A 15,452-nucleotide genomic window follows, 5' to 3' on the forward strand; every position below is an offset into this window, starting at 1 on the left:
CTCCTGCCGCCCCGCCCCGGACCCCGTACCGCGCCCCTGCAAGCAGACGATCTCGCGTACCGCCTCCACCAGCGCGTCCAGGTCGTCCTGGTCGTTGTAGACGTGGACGGAGGCTCGGACCACCTTGGTCAGGCCCCGGTGGTCCATGTCCCAGCGGCCGTGTCCTGCCGGTACCGCGATCAAGTGGACGCGGCGGTAGGTGAGTTGACGTTGGACCTCCGAGGCGTCCAGGCCGTCGACCACGAAGGTGACGATCGCGCCGCCCGCGGCCGGGGGGTCGGTGACGTACACGCCCGGCAGCGCGGAGAGGCGCTCGCGCAGGGTGGCGGCGAGAGCAGTGAGGTGGCGGGAGACGGTGTCGACGCCCAGGGTGCCGAGGGCGGTCAGCGCGGCGCCGAGGCCGAGGCGCAGGGCGTGTGCGGCCTCCCAGAGTTCGAAGCGCTTGGCGTCCGGGACGAGTTCCCAGGTGCGTTCGGCGGTCCATACGGCGCCCCGGACATCGGGTGCCTCGGGGGCGAGCCGGTCCAGGAGCGGACGGCGGACCGCGAGCAGGCCCGTACCGCGCGGGCCGCGCAGGAACTTGCGGCCGGTGCCGATGAGCAGGTCGCAGCCGATGGCGCCCATGTCCACCGGCAGTTGGCCGAGGGACTGCGTGGCGTCGAGGAGGAAGGGGACCCCGTGGGCTCCGGTCAACGCTCCGATGGAGGACGCGGGTTCGACCAGCCCCGAGGACGTCGGGACGTGCGCGGCCGTCACCAGCGCCGCCGGTCCCGCCCGCAGCGCTGCTTCCAACGCCTCCAAGTCCACCGCTCCGTCGGGGCCGTTGGGCAGCAGCTCGACCCGGACACCGTGGTCGCGTTCGACCGACAGCAGATGCAGCGCGCTGCTGACGTAACTGGACCGGGCCGCCAACACCCGGTCACCGGGGCGCAGTCGAAGCGCCGATACGGCCCGCTGCCAGCCGGCCGTCGCGCTCTCGACGAGGGCGACCTCCTCCAGCCGCGCGCCGAGGAGTTCGGCGGTACGCGCGTAGACGTCCTCCAGGGCCGGTGCCGCGTGCTTCGCGGCCTCGTAGCCGCCGGACAGGCTCTCGGCACGGAGGTGGTCGATGACCGCCTCTACGGTGCCGTTGGCGAGCAGGGCCGCACCGGCCGCGTTGAAGTGGTGACCGGTGAACGAGCCCGGTGTACGGGCCCGTTCGGCCGCGACGTTCAGGGGGCGCGGGGGCGGTGGGTTCGGGGGCGAGGTGGCCGTCGTGGCCGTCACGGGCGCGCTCACAGGGCGATCGTCACGCTCTTGAGCTCGGTGAACCCGTCGACGGCGGCGTCGCCGAGGTCCCTGCCGAGGCCGGACTGCTTCATCCCGCCGAAGGCCACGGCGGGGTCGAACTCGTTGTACGTGTTGACCCACACGGTCCCCGCCTCCAGCGCGGCGGCCGTGCGATGGGCGCGGGCCAGACTGCCGGTCCACACGCCGGCGGCGAGCCCGTACTCGCTGTCGTTGGCCAGCGCGATCGCCTCCTCCTCGCTGTCGAAGGGCAGGATCGTGGCGACCGGCCCGAAGATCTCCTCCCGGGCGATCCGCATGTCGGGGGCGACCTCGGTGAACACCGTCGGCGGCACGAACCACCCCGGGCCGGGCAGCGGTTCGCCGCCCACGGCCACCTCGGCGCCCTCGGCGCGGCCCAGTTCGACATAGCCGGTGACGCGGTCGTACTGCTCCTGCGACACCAGCGGACCGATGTTGATGCCGCCCGAAAGCCCCGGGCCGATCCGCAGCGCCTCCACCGCCGGCACCAGCCGGTCCAGGAACTCCTTGACGATTCCGCGCTCCACCAGCAGCCTGCTGCCCGCCGTGCACATCTGCCCGGAGTGCCCGAACACCGCGCGCACGGCGTTCGGCACGGCCGCGTCGAGATCGGCGTCGGCGAAGACGATGTTGGGCGACTTGCCACCCAGTTCGAGGGTCAGCCGCTTCAACGACGGCGCCGCCGCGGCCATGATGTGCCGCCCGACCTCGGTGGACCCGGTGAAGGACACCTTGGCGACGCCGGGATGGGCGACCAGCTCCGCACCTGTACGGCCGTCACCGGTCAGGACGTTGACGACGCCCTCGGGCACGCCCGCCTCCAGACAGAGCGCGGCCAGCCGCAGCGCGGTGAGCGGGGTCTGCTCGGCCGGCTTGACGACAATCGTGCAACCGGCGGCCAGAGCCGGTGCGAGCTTCCAGGCCGCGATCATGAAGGGGAAATTCCACGGGAGTACGGCGGCCACCACACCCACAGGTTCGCGGACGCTGTAAACGTGCCGGTCGGGGCCGGCCGCGTGCACGGTGCCCTCCAGCCGGGTCGGGGTGCCCGCGAAGTGGCGGATGGCCTGGAGGCCCAACTCCACATCGCCACGGGCGCGTTCGATGGCCTTGCCGTTGTCCAGGGTGTCCAGCACCGCCAGTTGCTCGGCGTCACGCTCCACCAGATCGGCGAGGCGCAGCAGGACGTCACGGCGCCGCCGGGGCGGCAGCCCGCGCCAACGGCGGTCCCGGTGCGCTGTGTTGGCTGCTTCGACCGCCGCCCACACCTCGGCGGAGCCCGCCTGGACGACCGTGGTGAGCTGCTGCCGGGTGGCGGGGTCGAGCACCGATATCCGCTCCGTGGCGGTGCCGGTGGTCCACTCGCCGCCGATGAGCATGGGCTCGCAGTCCGGCAGTCGGGGGATCACGATGCTGGGGTCCACGGTGTTCTCCTTCACGCCTGGCGTCCGGGACGGTGAGTGGGGTCGGGCCACGGCTCACGGACCGCCGTGGACACCGCCCGGGCGGTGGTCAGGACGCAGCGGTCGAACTCCGCCTCGCCGTGCTTGGGGTTCGCGTCGGCGACGTCCCGGCCCCAGACCCCGGTCTCGCTGACCTGGTCCATGCGGTAGTCCCAGAACGAGTCGACGTCGACATGGGAGGTGGCCCGCTCCATCCGCACCAGCTCCGGCGCCAGATGCAGCATCACGGACGTCTCGAAGAAGTTGGCGTGCATCAGCGCCCGCCCGTAGGTGACATGTCCGTCGACCTCCGGCCCCGGGTACATCGTCACGTACCCCAACGCCCTGACCCGTGCGTCCTTGTGACGGACCCTCAGCTTCTCGGCCGACACGTCGAGCGCGCCGTTGTTCCAGATGTGCCCGTTGAGCAGCACGAACTGCCGTACTCCGGAGGCGTACAGGGAGTCGATGACGTCCTCGACGACGGCGATCATCGTCTCCGGTCGCAGCGCCACCGTCCCGGCGAAGTCGCCGTGCGACGCGGACACCCCGAAGCTCAGGGGCGGCACGACGGGCACGCCGGTGAGTGCGGAGACGCCGAGGGCGACCGCCTCGCAGATCCGGGTGTCCACGGCGAGGGGGAGATGGGGGCCGTGCTGCTCGGTGGCGCCGACGGGGATGATGACGGCGTCCTGGGAGGCGGCCGTCGACTCCGCCTCCGGCCAGGTCAGCTCCTCCCACAGCACCGGTGTTCCGGATCCGCCCAACCGGGCGGCGAGTGCGGGGACATCGAGCCCGGTGGGGACGGTCCGTCCGGACGGACCGGTGACGAAGACGGACGACATGGCTCTCCTCTCCTCGGGACCGATGGCGCTCACCATCGGCGTCGGCTCTTCTCGGGCAGCAGGTCCAGGGCGCGCAGTGGGACGGGCTCGTCCCCGTCGACCGTGGTGACCCACACGGTGGCGTCCGGGCAGTAGTCGCTGATCAGTTCGCGGCACACCCCGCACGGCGCGATGATCCGGAACGATCCCGCCGGCTTGATCTGCACCGACACCACCGACGTGATGCTCAGCTCCGCATCGGCGGGCAGGGCGCCCCGGGCCGTGCCCATGGCGACCCCCTCGGCGCAGATCGAACTGCGCCGGCAGGAACCCTCCACATGGACCCCGGTGTGCACCCGGCCGTCCGCCGTGCGCAGCGCGGTCGCGACCTCGTGACGGCCCGACCGCCAGACCCGCGCGAGCAAGTGCTGGGCGGTGGCGAGGAGTTCGATGTCGTCCTCGCTCATCGACGGCGGTACGGCCACGGGCCGCACCTCCACGGCGCTCATACCGTCAGCCCCAACAGCCGGGCCATGTTGCCGCCTTCGACGAGCGCGCGGTCCTTCTCGTCCTCGACCGCCTTGGCGATCTTCATACGTTCCAGGTCGAAGTCCGACCCCGGCCACTCGCTGCCCATCAGGATCTTCTCCGGGCCGAGCCGCGCGTAGGCGCGCTTCACGTCGCTCATCAGCGTCGCGGACGTCTCCAGGTACACGTGCGGCTGCCGTTCGGCCACGATGATCGCCTCCGGGACGTTCCAGACGGCCCCCATGTGGGCGATGATCGTGGGGACTTCCGGGTGGTCCCGGGCGATCTCCTCGATGGACAGCGGCGCGCAGAACGCGTCGTCGAGAGCGTTGATCAGCACCAGCAGTCCGCGCCGCGCGCACGCCTCGAAGACCGGGTCCAGCAGTCCGTGGTCGGCGACGTGATAGCCGTGCAGGCTCGGGTGCAGCTTCAGCCCGACCAGCCCCGCGTCGGCCATCCGGTCGATCTCGTCCAGCGCGTCGTCGGCCTGCGGCAGCACCTGCCCGAAGCCGAAGAACCGCTCCGGGTACGAGGCCACCAGCTCGGCGATGAAGTCGTTCTCGATGCGCTGCGCGAGCGAGCACACCATCGCCATGTCCACCCCGGCCGCGTCCATCCGGTCGAGGATGCGGCGCGGTTCGAAAGGTGTGTACGGCGGCGGGGCCTGGCCCTTGCGGGCGCCGGTGAGGTAGTCGGAACGGCCGCGGACGTCCTGAGTGGTGTTGTACGCGTCGATGATCAAAGCGGTTCGTCCTTACAAGCTACGTGCGGGTGACCAGGGGAAGGTGGCAGCGCACACTGCGGCCCTGCTCGATCTCGCGCAGTTCGGGGGCCGTGGTGCGGCATTCCTCCGTGGCGATCGGACACCGGGTGCGGAACAGACAGCCCTCGGGCGGATTCGCCGGATCGGGCAACTCGCCCTCCAGCACCTCCTGTTCACGTTTCTCTCCCGGCCGCAGCACGGGAACGGAGGACAGCAGTGCTCGGCTGTAGGGGTGTGCGGGGGCGGCGAAGAAGTCGTCGCGGAAGGCGACCTCGATGATCTGGCCGAGGTACATGACCGCGATCCGGTCGGCGATGTGCCGTACGACGCCGAGGTCGTGCGAGATGAACAGCATCGTCAGGCCGCGGTCGCGGACCAGGTCCGACAGCAGGTTCAGCACCTGGGCCTGGATCGACACGTCCAGCGCCGAGACGGCCTCGTCGGCCACCACGAACTGCGGGGAGGAGGCCAACGCCCGTGCGATGCCGATGCGTTGGCGCTGGCCGCCGGAGAACTCGTGCGGCCTGCGTCCGCCGGCCTCCGCGCCCAGGCCGACCAGGTCGAGCAGTTCGGCCACCGCTTTCGCGGCCTCGGCGCGGGTGGCGCCGCGGGCCCGGAGCAGGGGTTCGGCGACGATGTCGGCGATCCTGCGGCGCGGGTTCAGCGAACCGAACGGGTCCTGGAAAACCATCTGCAACTCGGCCCGGGTACGGCGGAGTTGGCGTCCGCGCAGCCGGGTGAGGTCGGTGCCCTCGAACTCGATGCGGCCCGAGGCGGGTTCGATCACCCGCAACAGGGCGCGGCCGAGCGTGGACTTGCCGCACCCTGACTCGCCGACCAGGCCGAGGGTCTCGCCCTGGAGGATGTCGAGGTCGACATCGCGCAGGGCCCTGACCCGGCCACCCGCCCGGCCCGGGTACTCGACCCGCAACTCGCGGGCCTGGATGAGCGCTGCGGTCATGCGAGGCCTCCCTGTGAGCGGGCCGTGACACGGGCGGGGGAGGGCAGCACACAGGCGTCGAGGTGCCCGTCGTCGCCGTGCCGCTGCCGCAGTACGGGCCGCTCGGAACACGCGTCGTGGACGAAGGGGCACCGGGGCGCGAAGGCACACCCGGACGGCCGGTCGACCCCGGTCAGCGGACTGCCCGCGATGGTCGGCAGCCGTCGTACGACAGGGCCGTCGATCGGTGGGACGGAACCCAACAACCCCATGGTGTAGGGGTGTTGGGGGTGGAACAGCACCTCCTCGCGCAGGCCCTGCTCCACGATTCGGCCCGCGTACATCACCGCCACCCGGTCGGCGACCTCGGCGACGACACCCAGGTCGTGGGTGATCAGCAGCACGGAGGTGCCGTGGTCGCGCTGGACGCGTTTGAGGACGGCCAGCACCTGGGCCTGGATCGTGACGTCGAGTGCCGTGGTGGGTTCGTCGGCGATCAGCACCGCCGGGTCGTTGGCCAGGCCCATCGCGATCATCACGCGTTGGCGCATGCCCCCGGAAAGCTGGTGCGGGTAGGCGCGTGCGGTGCGGTCCGGGCCGGCGATGCCGACCTCGCCGAGCAACTCCACAGCGCGGCTGGTCGCCTGACCCCGCGTCACATCGCGGTGCGCTCGGATCATCTCGGAGACCTGGGCGCCCGCCCGGTGCAGTGGGTTGAGCGCGGCCAGCGCGTCCTGGAAGACGACCGCGATGTCCTTGCCGCGCACCCCGCGCAACTCCCGCTCCGACGCGGCGACCAGGTCACGGCCCTTGAAGACCGCCTCGCCGCTGATGTGGGTGCGCGGACCGCGGTTGAGGCCGACCAGGCTCATCGACAGGGCGGACTTCCCGGACCCCGACTCGCCGACCAGCGCGAGGACTTCGCCCTGGTGGAGGGTGAGATCCACTCCGTCCACGGCGGGCAGCCGACCCGCCGGAACGTCGAACTGGACGCGCAGGTCCCGGACTTCGAGCACGGGCGCGGACGTCATGAGCTCTCGCTCACGGCCAGGGCCGCCGTGTGGATCAGGTCGGCGACGCGCTCGGGCCACACGAGGGTCGTGTAGTGGCTGCCCGGCACGTGCTCGACGGTGGCCTTCATGCGGTCCGCCATGTCGTTCTGGATCTCCGGGCGCAGCGTGCGGTCGTCGTCGGCGACCAGGTACCAACTGGGCAGCGTGCGCCAGGCCGGTGTGCCCGTCGGCTGGGTGAAGATGAGGTTCTCCGCCTTGCGGCCCTCCGCCTCCACCACGGCCCGCTGCTCGGGGGAGAGGTCGGGGCCGATCTCCGCCCAGAACTCCTCGCTCGTCTCGGACTTCCACTCGCCGTTCGGGCCGCGCCGCATGTACTTGGAGATCTCGGCCTCCTCGTACCGCTCGACGATCCCGTTGACCGTCTCGCCCTCGTCCGGCCCGAACGCGGCTATGTAGACAAGCCCCTTGACCCGCGGATCGCGCCCGACGTTGCTGATGACCGCGCCGCCGTAGGAGTGCCCGGCGAGCAGCACCGGACCCGTCGTCTCCGCCAGCACGGCCGCCGTGTTGGCGACGTCGTCCTCCAGCGAGGTCATCGGATTGGTGACGGTGAACAGCCGGTGGCCGCGGGCGGCCAGCAGGGGCTGGACGGCCGACCAGGTCGTCGGCCGTCCGCCGGCACCGTGGACGAGCACGATGTCCATGCGGGTCATCCTTTCCGTAGCCGCGGATCGAGGACCGTGTACAGCAGGTCCACCGCGTGGTTGACCAGGGTGAAGAGGAGGGCGATGGCGAGGGCGGCGCCCTGCACGACGGGGTAGTCGCGTTGCAGGACGCCCTGCACGAGCAGGCGGCCGACACCGGCGTACGAGAAGACCGTCTCGGTGATCACCGAACCGCCCAGCAGGGAACCGAACTGGAGCCCCAGGACGGTCACGATGGGCAGCCAGGAGTTGCGCAGCACGTGGTGGCGGACCACGACGCTCTCGCTGAGGCCCTTCATACGGGCGGTCCGTACGAAGTCGTCGTCGAGGACCTCCAGCACCGAGGCGCGCACGATGCGGGTGATGAACCCGGCCATCGACAGCGCCAACGTGACGGCGGGCAGGATCAGATGCTGGATCCAGGGCCACACCAGCTCGGGCCGGTTCTGCAGGATCGCGTCCAGGAGGACGAAGTTGGTGGTCGGGTTGTAGTCGAGCGAGCTGGGCAGCCGGCCCAGGACCGGGAGCCAGCGCAGCCACACGCCGAACACGACGATGCCGAGCACACCGAGCGCGAACCACGGCAGCGAGAAGCTGACCGTGGCGACGGCCCGGGTCGAGTGGTCGATCCAACTCCCCTTGCGCAGCGCGGCGACGACCCCGGTGACGACACCGAGCAGCACCGCGATCGTCATCGCCGCGAGCGTCAGCTCGATGGTGGCGGGGAGCGCGTCACCGAGGAGACCCAGGACGCTGTTGGAGCCGTAGAACGAGGTGCCGAGCCGTAGGTGCACCAAGTCGTTGAGGAAGCTGCCGTATTGGGCGAGGAGCGGTCGGTCGAGGCCGAGTGCCTTGTTGACGCGGTCCTCGTTGGCGGCGAGTTGGGCGGCGGAGAGGTTGTTGCCGCCGGCCGCGAGCGAGGTTGCCGGTGAGCCGGGGAGCAGACGCATCGCGAGGAACACCAGGCTGGCCAGCGCGAACAGCACGACGGGGATCAGCGCGAGCCGTCGTAGGACCAACAAGGCTGTTCCCGTTGCCCACTTGGGGGTGCGGACGGGGAGGAGTGCGGTGGTCACGCGGGCCCCCGTACATCGAGTGCGTCGCGCAGGTCGTCGCCCACGAAGTTGCAGGCGACGACGAACAGCAGCGTGAACGTCGCGGGCAGGACGACCAGTCGGGGTGCCGTGTAGAGGAACTCCTGGCCCGCCTGGACCATGTAGCCCCAGTCGGGCTGCGGGGGCTGGATACCGAGGCCGAGGTAGGAGAGGCCGGCGGCGAAACCGGCCGCGATCGACAGTGTCATGACGACCTGCGCGAGCATCGGCCCGGCGATGTTGGGGAGGAGTTCGCGGGCGAGGATGCGCGGGGTACGGGTGCCGCCCAACTTGGCGGCGACGACGTAGTCATGGGCCGCCTCACGGGCGGTCAGGGCACGGGCGAGGCGGGCCAGACCGGGCGCGAGGGACACCCCGATGCCGAAGATCAGACTGACCGTGCCCGGTCCCGCGGCCGCCACGAGGAGGATGACGAGCAGGATGGACGGGAAGGCGAGGGCGAGGTCCACGATCCGCATCAGGATCTGCTCCACGACACCGCCGAGGTATCCGGCGAGGAGCCCGATCCCGGTGCCCACGACGGCCGCCAGCGCGGTCGCCGCGAACGCCACGAACAGCAACGGCCGTGCTCCGTGCACCAGTCGGGCCAGTTCGTCACGGCCCAGGTCGTCCGTGCCGAAGAGATGACCCGCCGAGCCCATCGGCAACAACGCCGAGGAGGTCTGTCGCAGCGGGTCCGCCTGGACCAGCAGCGGCCCCACGAGGGCCACCAGGACCAGCGCGACCAGGACGAGCCACGACAGCACGGCCGGCCAGGACCGCGCCAACCGGCGCCCGCGCCATACGGCGAGCACGGTCCGCACGGCCGAGGGGGCAGGGGGCGTCGGAGGCCGTGCGGTCGCCACGGGCGCCGGAGCGGCCGTCGTCTCAGACACTGGCTTTCTCCATGTAACAGCGGTGGTTGGCCAGTGCGGCGGTGTTCATGTGCTTCACGTGCGAGCCGCTCACCACGAGGTTGGCGAAGCAGCCCAGCATCGACAGCACCATGTAGTCCTCGGCCCAACGGCGTTGGATCTTGGTGTAGGCGGCGGTGCGCTGCGCGCCGAGGGGGAGGTTCTTGGCCGTGTCCAGCTCCGCCTGGAGCGAGGCGGCGTCCTTGAGCGTGTCCATGCCGGTGATCGTCGCGCCGTAGAGACCGGTGGGGCTGGCCATGGCGCCGACCATGTCGTTGGCGTCCGGGACGTAGGTGTTGCGCTCCCAGATCATCAGGTCGTGGTAGTCGTCCTTGCCGTCGAGGAGCCGGGTGAAGTAGGTGGCCGGGTCGACGGAGGTGGTGACCACCTTGAAGCCGACGTCGGTGAGGTTCTGGGCGACGATCTGCGCGGCCTTCGGGTGCCAGGAGTCGCTCGCCGCCATGAGCCGGATGCGCCGGCCGCCGGCACCGGCCTCGGCGAGGAGTTGCTTCGCCTTGGCGGTGTCCTGGGTGCTCAGGTCGGCGAGGCCCGTGTCGTAGCCGCTCTGCGCGGGCGGTATCGCGTAGCCCTCGGGCAGCGCGCCGACGCCGTAGAAGGCCTGATCCAGAATGGACTTGCGGTCTATCGCGAGGTTGATGGCCTGACGGACCTTGAGCTCGGGGACCCGGCGGGCGTCGATCATCAGGATCGCGTTGGCGTTGTACGGCGTCTTGTAGACCGTCACCGAGTCGTCCTTGCGGAGCTGGGCGGCGGCCGAGTACGGGGTGAACTGGGTGGCCGAGATGTCGCCGCTGAGCAGCGAACTGACGATCGTCGAGGGGTCCTGGACCTGGCGCAGCACCAGCCGGTCGACGGGTGGTCTGCCGAGCCGGAAGTCGTCGAAGGCCGTCAGGGTGATCGACTGGCCGGAGGTGGCGGCGGAGAAGGCGAAGGGGCCGGTGCCGACGAGGTGCTTCCCGATGTCCGCGCCGTACTTCTTCAGCGCGGCCGCGGAGATGATGCGGCCGCCGATGTCGGAGAGCTGACCGAGGGTCGTCCGGTCCGGCTTCTTGAGGACCATCTTGACGGTGAGGTCGTCCGGCGCGGTCAGCGAGGCGACGTTCGCGCCGAGGTCGGACAGCGGGCGGGTGGCGCCCTTGGGCAGCGTCTTGTCCTTCTCGTCGAACTGCCGCCCCAGGCTGGCCAGTACGTCCGCCGAGGTCAGCGTGGTGCCGTCGTGGAACTTGACGCCCTCGCGCAGGGCGAAGGTGTAGGTGAGCTGGTCGTCCGAGATCGTCCAGCTCTTGGCCAGGTCGGGGGTGGGCTCGTTGGTCTCGAAAGAGATGAAGGTCAGGCCCCGGCAGATGCAGTCGACGGCCATCCAGTCGCCCAACGAGGTGTAGAACGACGGGTCGTTGACCGCGCTGGTCGCGTCGATGGCCAGGGTCAGCGTGCCGCCCTTGCTGCTTCCCTTGGCGTCGTCGGCCGCCGCACCACAGGCGCTGAGCAGGGCGGGGAGCCCGAAGCCGACACCCACGCCGAGGAGTCCCGCGCCCCGGAGCATGGTGCGGCGCGACGCCGTCGACGGGGCGGAACCGGGTGAGGACGATCCAGCTGACTGGTCCGGCATGTGGGCCTCCTTGGGTACCGATCCTCTGGTGTTGGATCTCAAAGTGTCAAGATTGGATCCAAAATCATGTTCACGGGCCACAGGCCATCTCTCGTGTCCCGGGTGTTAAAGGCGTGTGAACCGAGTTGTCGGAGCGATCCGACGTGAACCGGCTAGACGCCCGGCGCGTCTGTGCGGCGCATCAACTCCGGCCAGACGACAGGGTCATGACCGGGGATGAGCTCGTAACCGCGTTCCGCGGCGATGCTCTTGAGACGGCGGATGGGCTCCACCGTGCGCTCCGGGTCGACACCGATCGAGGCGCCGATCGGGAGCTCGTGCTCGATGTTCTCGGTGAGGTCGGCGGCGTCGAAGGCGAACACGAAACCGCCGCCGTCCGCGAGGTCGACGACGAAACTCTGGTGCCCGGGGGTGTGCCCGGCCGTCAGCACGGCGGTGACACCGGGGGCGATCTCCACGTCCCCGTCGGCCTGTCGCCAGTCGATGCGCGGGTCGTCGAAGTCGACGCGGAAGATGGAGTGCCGCTCGACCTCCGGCTGCCCGGAGAGGCCGTAGGAGAGTTCCTCGCGCTGTACGTGCACCGGCACCCGGCCCGCGAAGTGCTTGAGCCCGCCCGCGTGGTCGGCGTGCAGATGACTCATGGCCACCGCGTGGATCGCGTCCATCGGGATACCGGCCGAGTCGAGGGCCTCTTCCAGGGGCTCGCCGGGACCGGGCAGGATCGGCCGGTAGTTGGGGGAGCCGTAGAAGCGGCGGCGCAGGGCCGGGTCGCGGATCAGCGCGGTGTTGAAGCCGGTGTCGAGCAGGAGCCAGCCGCCGTCGCACTCCAGGAGGACGGCCGGTACGGGTTCACGCAGGCGTTCCTCGTACGGGGCGCCGTGCACGGAGACGGACTTGGGGAGTTCCTCCCAGCCCAGCAGCAGGGGCACGATCCTGCGTACACCGTGGCGTGGTGTCATGAGGGCTGCGGGTGGTGCGGCAGGTGCATGGGTGTGATCCGTTCAGGGAGCGCGGGTCTTCAGGTACAGGTGTCGGGTCCAGGGGTCGGTCCGGGGGATCGGTGGTGGGTGTCGACAGACGGTATCGACACTGGGGATCCACACTTTAAGTATGTGGATCCAAAGGGCGGTTGCGGGGAGGTGAACAAGTTCTCTCTCCCCTGGGCGACGTGCGCGGTCACGGGTCGGTGATGTCGAGGGTGACCTTGGACAGTGGGCAGCTCACGCACGCCAGCACGTAGCCGTCGGCCTTCTGTTGCGGGGTGAGGCAGTTGGGCTCGTTCCGCGTGACCTCTCCGCCGCGCAGCAGCACCATGCAGTCGCCGCAGTTCCCGACCGTGCAGGAGTACGGCATCGGCAGCCCCGCCGCGAGTCCCGCGTCGAGCAGGGTCTGGCCGGGCTCGACGACCACCGTGCCGACGAGGCGCCCATCCTCTTCGACGACCATCTCCTGCGGCACCGTGCCCACGGTCCCGGTGTCCGCTCCGCTGGTGTAGCGCTCCTGGTGGACCCGTTCGTCCGGGACTCCCAGCCCGGTCAGGACGTCCTGGACGGCGTCCATCAGCGGTACGGGACCGCAGGTGTAGTAGTGGGCGCCCGGCGCGGGGGACAGACCGGTGATCCAGCGCCGTACGCCGTCCGCGTCGAGGCGCCCGTCCCGGTGGGTCAGGACGTGGGTGACCGACAGCCGGCCGGGGTGCTCCTTCGCCAACCGGGTCAACTCCTCGGCGAAGATGGTCTCTTCGGTGCTGTGGCTGCTGTAGAGCAGCGCGATCCGGTCGCGGCCCGACGCGACGGCGAGCCGGGCGCGGATCATGCTCATCATCGGTGTCACGCCGCTGCCCGCCGCGACGAGCACGATCTCGTCGGGGGGCTGTGGCTCGGCGTGGAAGGACCCCGACGGGCCGCGCACCGCGATGCGGTCACCGCCCTGGAAGCTCTCGTGCACATGGGTGGAGAACCGGCCGCCCTCGACGCGCTTGACGGTGACCTCCAGCCGGGGCGAACCGGGTGCCGACGACGCCGAGTAGGCCCGCCGCACCGGGCGTCCGTCGATGTCGGCGACCAGGGTGAAGAACTGGCCGGGGCGGAAGTCGAACGGTCCCGGGTTCTCGCCCACGTCCTCCAGCACGAGGGTGACCGCGCTCGGAGTCTCGGCGCGCACCTCGGCGACGCGCACCTCCCGCAGGGGGTCCTCCGTGCGTCGACCGGTGACCGGAGGACGCCCGGTGTCGGCGGGGCGGCGGCGCGGGAAGCGCCGGTGCCGGCCGCCCGTGCCGGGCTCGTCGTCCTCGTAGCCCTCCTTCCGGAGTCCGGAACGGTAGAGGTGGTTCAGCACCAGCCGCAGCAGCCGGGTCATCCCCGGGATCGTTCCGATGGCCTTCAGCAGGAACGTGGGCGGACCGCCTTCGGCTTCGGCCGAACCGGCGGCGAGGTGCTGTCCCCCCAGCGCCATCAGGTCGGGCACCGTGCCTCGCGCGAGGTGGGCGCCGGGGGTCCACAGCCGTGAGCGGGCCACGGCGTGGTTGCCGGTCACCTCGGCGTGCTCGACGTCGATGAGCAGCGCCAGGTGCGGGGGCATCCCGCGCAGGGCCATCGTCTCCAGCAGCGCGGGATCGTCGGTGATCGCGCCACGGCCACGGACGTGCAGCACACCGCTGCGGCCGGGCACGAGCGCGGCGAACGAGAGCCGGTCGTCCCGCAGCAGGTTGTGCAGCGTGTCCGCGCGCTTGTTGCCCTTCCGGTCCGGGACGACGAGCGTGCGGCCGTCCAGGACGTGCGCCACCGCCTGCCGGTCCCCGCGCGGACTCGTGTCGCTGCCGCCGGAGCCGTCCCAGGTGGACAGGGCGAGGAAGGGGGCGGCGGCCAGGAACTCCACGACACCGGGTCGGCACAGGGGCCCGTCTCCGGCTGTCTCGGCGACCGGCTGCGAAGGGACGGGCGGCTGCCACAGGCGGGACCGGAGGACGGCCTGTGCGCAGTGGATGTACGCCTCCTGGACGTCGACGGTGGTCTCCGCGCCCTTGCGTGCGGCCACCGAGCCGTTGACGCGCAGGAGTTCCCCGACGCCCGGCAGGAGGAAGAAGAACGAGACCGGACCGTGCGGGGCGGCGGGCCCGGGCAGCGAGAAGGAGAGGCGCGTGGGTGAGTGGACGCGGGCGAACCCCGGTGTGCCGCCGATGAAGGTCGTCCTGCTGGTGCCGTCGGCGTCGCGGTAGCCGACCGCCGCGATCGGGCACCGGGCGAGGACGGTCCGGCAGCCCTCGTCGAGGGCGCTGATCTGCTTGAGCATGATCGCCGCCGCGGGGCGGCCGACCGTCGCCTCGACCTCGGCCTCCGTCGTCAGTCGACGCAGGGCGCTGAACGGGTTCGCTTGCCGCACGGGGATTCCTCTCGGACGGAGCCCGAGCGGCCCGGACCGCGATCGGCCATGGCCTTGTTCTCGCAGCTCATGGCTATATTGTGAGCAATAGCTCAGCTCCTTGGCTACTCGCTTTTCGCGCCCCCAGGAGGCCTCCCGGATGCCGTCTGCCGACGACCGTCTTCAACCACGTCGCAAGCCTCGCCAGGTGCGCGCGGAGCTCACCCGCGAGCGCATCCTCACCGCCGCTGCTCACGTTTTCGCCGAGTACGGCTATGCGGCCGGCACCACCAACCGCATCGCCGAACGCGCCCGCGTCTCGATCGGCTCGCTGTACCAGTACTTCCCGAACAAGGACGCCGTCCTCGCCGCGTTGCTGGTCCGGCACATCGACCGCGGTATCTGGACGGAGGCCGACCAGCTCGACCTGTCTCCCGGCACGCTGGAGGCGACCGTGCGGGCGCTGGTCCGCGACGCGATCGACAACCACCGCGACGATCCGCAGCTGCTGCGGATCATGATGGAAGAGGCACCGGTCTCGCGGGAACTGCGCGACACGGTCGAGCGGCACGGAAAGGTGCGCGTCGGTCAGGTGCGTGACCTCCTCGCCCGGCACCCCGACGTACACGTGCAACACCTCGACACCGCGGCCGAGTTGATCGTGTTCACCGTGGAGATCAACATCCACAAGCTCATGGCGGACCCGCGGGCCATCCCGGTCGAGACGTTCGAGACGGAGCTGGTGGACATGGTCACCCGCTATCTGCGCGGCGACCGGTAGGCGGGTCGGGTGCCCGTTCCGGTCAGGATTCGAGAAGCGCGAGGCCCCACGGTGCCCCTAGCGTGACTGCCAGGTGCACCGCCGTGCACCGGAAGCGGACGTACCGCTCGAAGCCTGGTTGGATCGAGCCGGGCGATGTCCGCCGAGGGAC

14 protein-coding genes are annotated in these 15,452 nt (G+C 70.7%); 1 reads left to right on the top strand and 13 read right to left on the bottom strand.

The features are described from left to right. The 13 genes from JHN63_RS27185 to JHN63_RS27245 form a co-directional block, all read right to left on the bottom strand. Window positions 1-1,278: aminotransferase class V-fold PLP-dependent enzyme (locus JHN63_RS27185; protein ID WP_200685396.1), on the bottom strand; the 1,278-nt coding region annotated here is incomplete at its 3' end. Next, on the bottom strand, window positions 1,275-2,732 hold the full coding sequence (locus JHN63_RS27190; protein ID WP_307781993.1) for an aldehyde dehydrogenase family protein: 1,458 nt from the start codon (window positions 2,730-2,732) through the stop codon (window positions 1,275-1,277). The genes JHN63_RS27190 and JHN63_RS27185, both read right to left, overlap by 4 nt. Window positions 2,733-2,743: 11 nt before the next feature. Then, window positions 2,744-3,595: a creatininase family protein gene (locus JHN63_RS27195; RefSeq protein ID WP_234477771.1), complete on the bottom strand. Its 852-nt coding sequence runs from the start codon at window positions 3,593-3,595 to the stop codon at window positions 2,744-2,746. Window positions 3,596-3,624: 29 nt separating this feature from the next. Further along, complete coding sequence (locus tag JHN63_RS27200) at window positions 3,625-4,083, bottom strand: cytidine deaminase (protein ID WP_200685402.1); 459 nt, start codon at window positions 4,081-4,083, stop codon at window positions 3,625-3,627. Beyond that, window positions 4,080-4,844 (bottom strand): amidohydrolase family protein, encoded by a 765-nt coding sequence (locus JHN63_RS27205; protein WP_200685404.1) that lies wholly within the window; start codon window positions 4,842-4,844, stop codon window positions 4,080-4,082. Before JHN63_RS27205 ends, JHN63_RS27200 begins: the two co-directional genes overlap by 4 nt. Window positions 4,845-4,863: 19 nt before the next feature. Then, window positions 4,864-5,826 carry an ABC transporter ATP-binding protein gene (locus JHN63_RS27210; protein WP_200685406.1) on the bottom strand — a complete coding sequence of 321 codons (963 nt, stop codon included), beginning with the start codon at window positions 5,824-5,826 and terminating at the stop codon, window positions 4,864-4,866. Further along, window positions 5,823-6,836 (bottom strand): ABC transporter ATP-binding protein, encoded by a 1,014-nt coding sequence (locus tag JHN63_RS27215; protein ID WP_200685408.1) that lies wholly within the window; start codon window positions 6,834-6,836, stop codon window positions 5,823-5,825. Before JHN63_RS27215 ends, JHN63_RS27210 begins: the two co-directional genes overlap by 4 nt. Continuing rightward, window positions 6,833-7,522, bottom strand: a complete 690-nt coding sequence (locus JHN63_RS27220; RefSeq protein WP_200685410.1) for an alpha/beta hydrolase — start codon at window positions 7,520-7,522, stop codon at window positions 6,833-6,835. The genes JHN63_RS27215 and JHN63_RS27220 overlap by 4 nt, the downstream gene beginning before the upstream one ends. A gap of 5 nt (window positions 7,523-7,527) precedes the next feature. Then, window positions 7,528-8,598, bottom strand: coding sequence for an ABC transporter permease (locus JHN63_RS27225; RefSeq protein WP_307781994.1), 1,071 nt, complete (start codon window positions 8,596-8,598; stop codon window positions 7,528-7,530). Continuing rightward, entirely contained in the window at window positions 8,595-9,512 is a 918-nt protein-coding gene (locus tag JHN63_RS27230; protein WP_307781995.1) for an ABC transporter permease, read from the bottom strand. The genes JHN63_RS27225 and JHN63_RS27230 overlap by 4 nt, the downstream gene beginning before the upstream one ends. Beyond that, window positions 9,505-11,160, bottom strand: a complete 1,656-nt coding sequence (locus JHN63_RS27235; RefSeq protein ID WP_200685412.1) for an ABC transporter substrate-binding protein — start codon at window positions 11,158-11,160, stop codon at window positions 9,505-9,507. The genes JHN63_RS27230 and JHN63_RS27235 overlap by 8 nt, the downstream gene beginning before the upstream one ends. Window positions 11,161-11,312: 152 nt before the next feature. Further along, window positions 11,313-12,119: an N-acyl homoserine lactonase family protein gene (locus JHN63_RS27240; RefSeq protein WP_200685414.1), complete on the bottom strand. Its 807-nt coding sequence runs from the start codon at window positions 12,117-12,119 to the stop codon at window positions 11,313-11,315. A 217-nt stretch (window positions 12,120-12,336) separates the two neighbouring features. Then, on the bottom strand, window positions 12,337-14,541 hold the full coding sequence (locus JHN63_RS27245; protein WP_200685416.1) for a 2Fe-2S iron-sulfur cluster-binding protein: 2,205 nt from the start codon (window positions 14,539-14,541) through the stop codon (window positions 12,337-12,339). 139 nt (window positions 14,542-14,680) lie between these two features. Between JHN63_RS27245 and JHN63_RS27250 the strand changes: the two genes are divergently transcribed. Further along, window positions 14,681-15,301, top strand: a complete 621-nt coding sequence (locus JHN63_RS27250; protein ID WP_200685418.1) for a TetR/AcrR family transcriptional regulator — start codon at window positions 14,681-14,683, stop codon at window positions 15,299-15,301. Window positions 15,302-15,452 lie beyond the last annotated feature (151 nt).

The sequence above is a fragment of the Streptomyces sp. MBT65 genome (assembly GCF_016612545.1).
Taxonomy (GTDB): Bacteria; Actinomycetota; Actinomycetes; order Streptomycetales; family Streptomycetaceae; genus Streptomyces.

Excerpts from the sequence above, each read along its gene's own strand:
- JHN63_RS27195 (WP_234477771.1), bottom strand. The coding sequence starts at position 3,595 with ATGTCGTCCGTCTTCGTCACCGGTCCGTCCGGACGGACCGTCCCCACC.
- JHN63_RS27200 (WP_200685402.1), bottom strand. The coding sequence starts at position 4,083 with ATGAGCGCCGTGGAGGTGCGGCCCGTGGCCGTACCGCCGTCGATGAGC.
- JHN63_RS27210 (WP_200685406.1), bottom strand. The coding sequence starts at position 5,826 with ATGACCGCAGCGCTCATCCAGGCCCGCGAGTTGCGGGTCGAGTACCCG.
- JHN63_RS27215 (WP_200685408.1), bottom strand. The coding sequence starts at position 6,836 with ATGACGTCCGCGCCCGTGCTCGAAGTCCGGGACCTGCGCGTCCAGTTC.
- JHN63_RS27220 (WP_200685410.1), bottom strand. The coding sequence starts at position 7,522 with ATGGACATCGTGCTCGTCCACGGTGCCGGCGGACGGCCGACGACCTGG.
- JHN63_RS27235 (WP_200685412.1), bottom strand. The coding sequence starts at position 11,160 with ATGCCGGACCAGTCAGCTGGATCGTCCTCACCCGGTTCCGCCCCGTCG.
- JHN63_RS27240 (WP_200685414.1), bottom strand. The coding sequence starts at position 12,119 with ATGACACCACGCCACGGTGTACGCAGGATCGTGCCCCTGCTGCTGGGC.
- JHN63_RS27250 (WP_200685418.1), top strand. The coding sequence starts at position 14,681 with ATGCCGTCTGCCGACGACCGTCTTCAACCACGTCGCAAGCCTCGCCAG.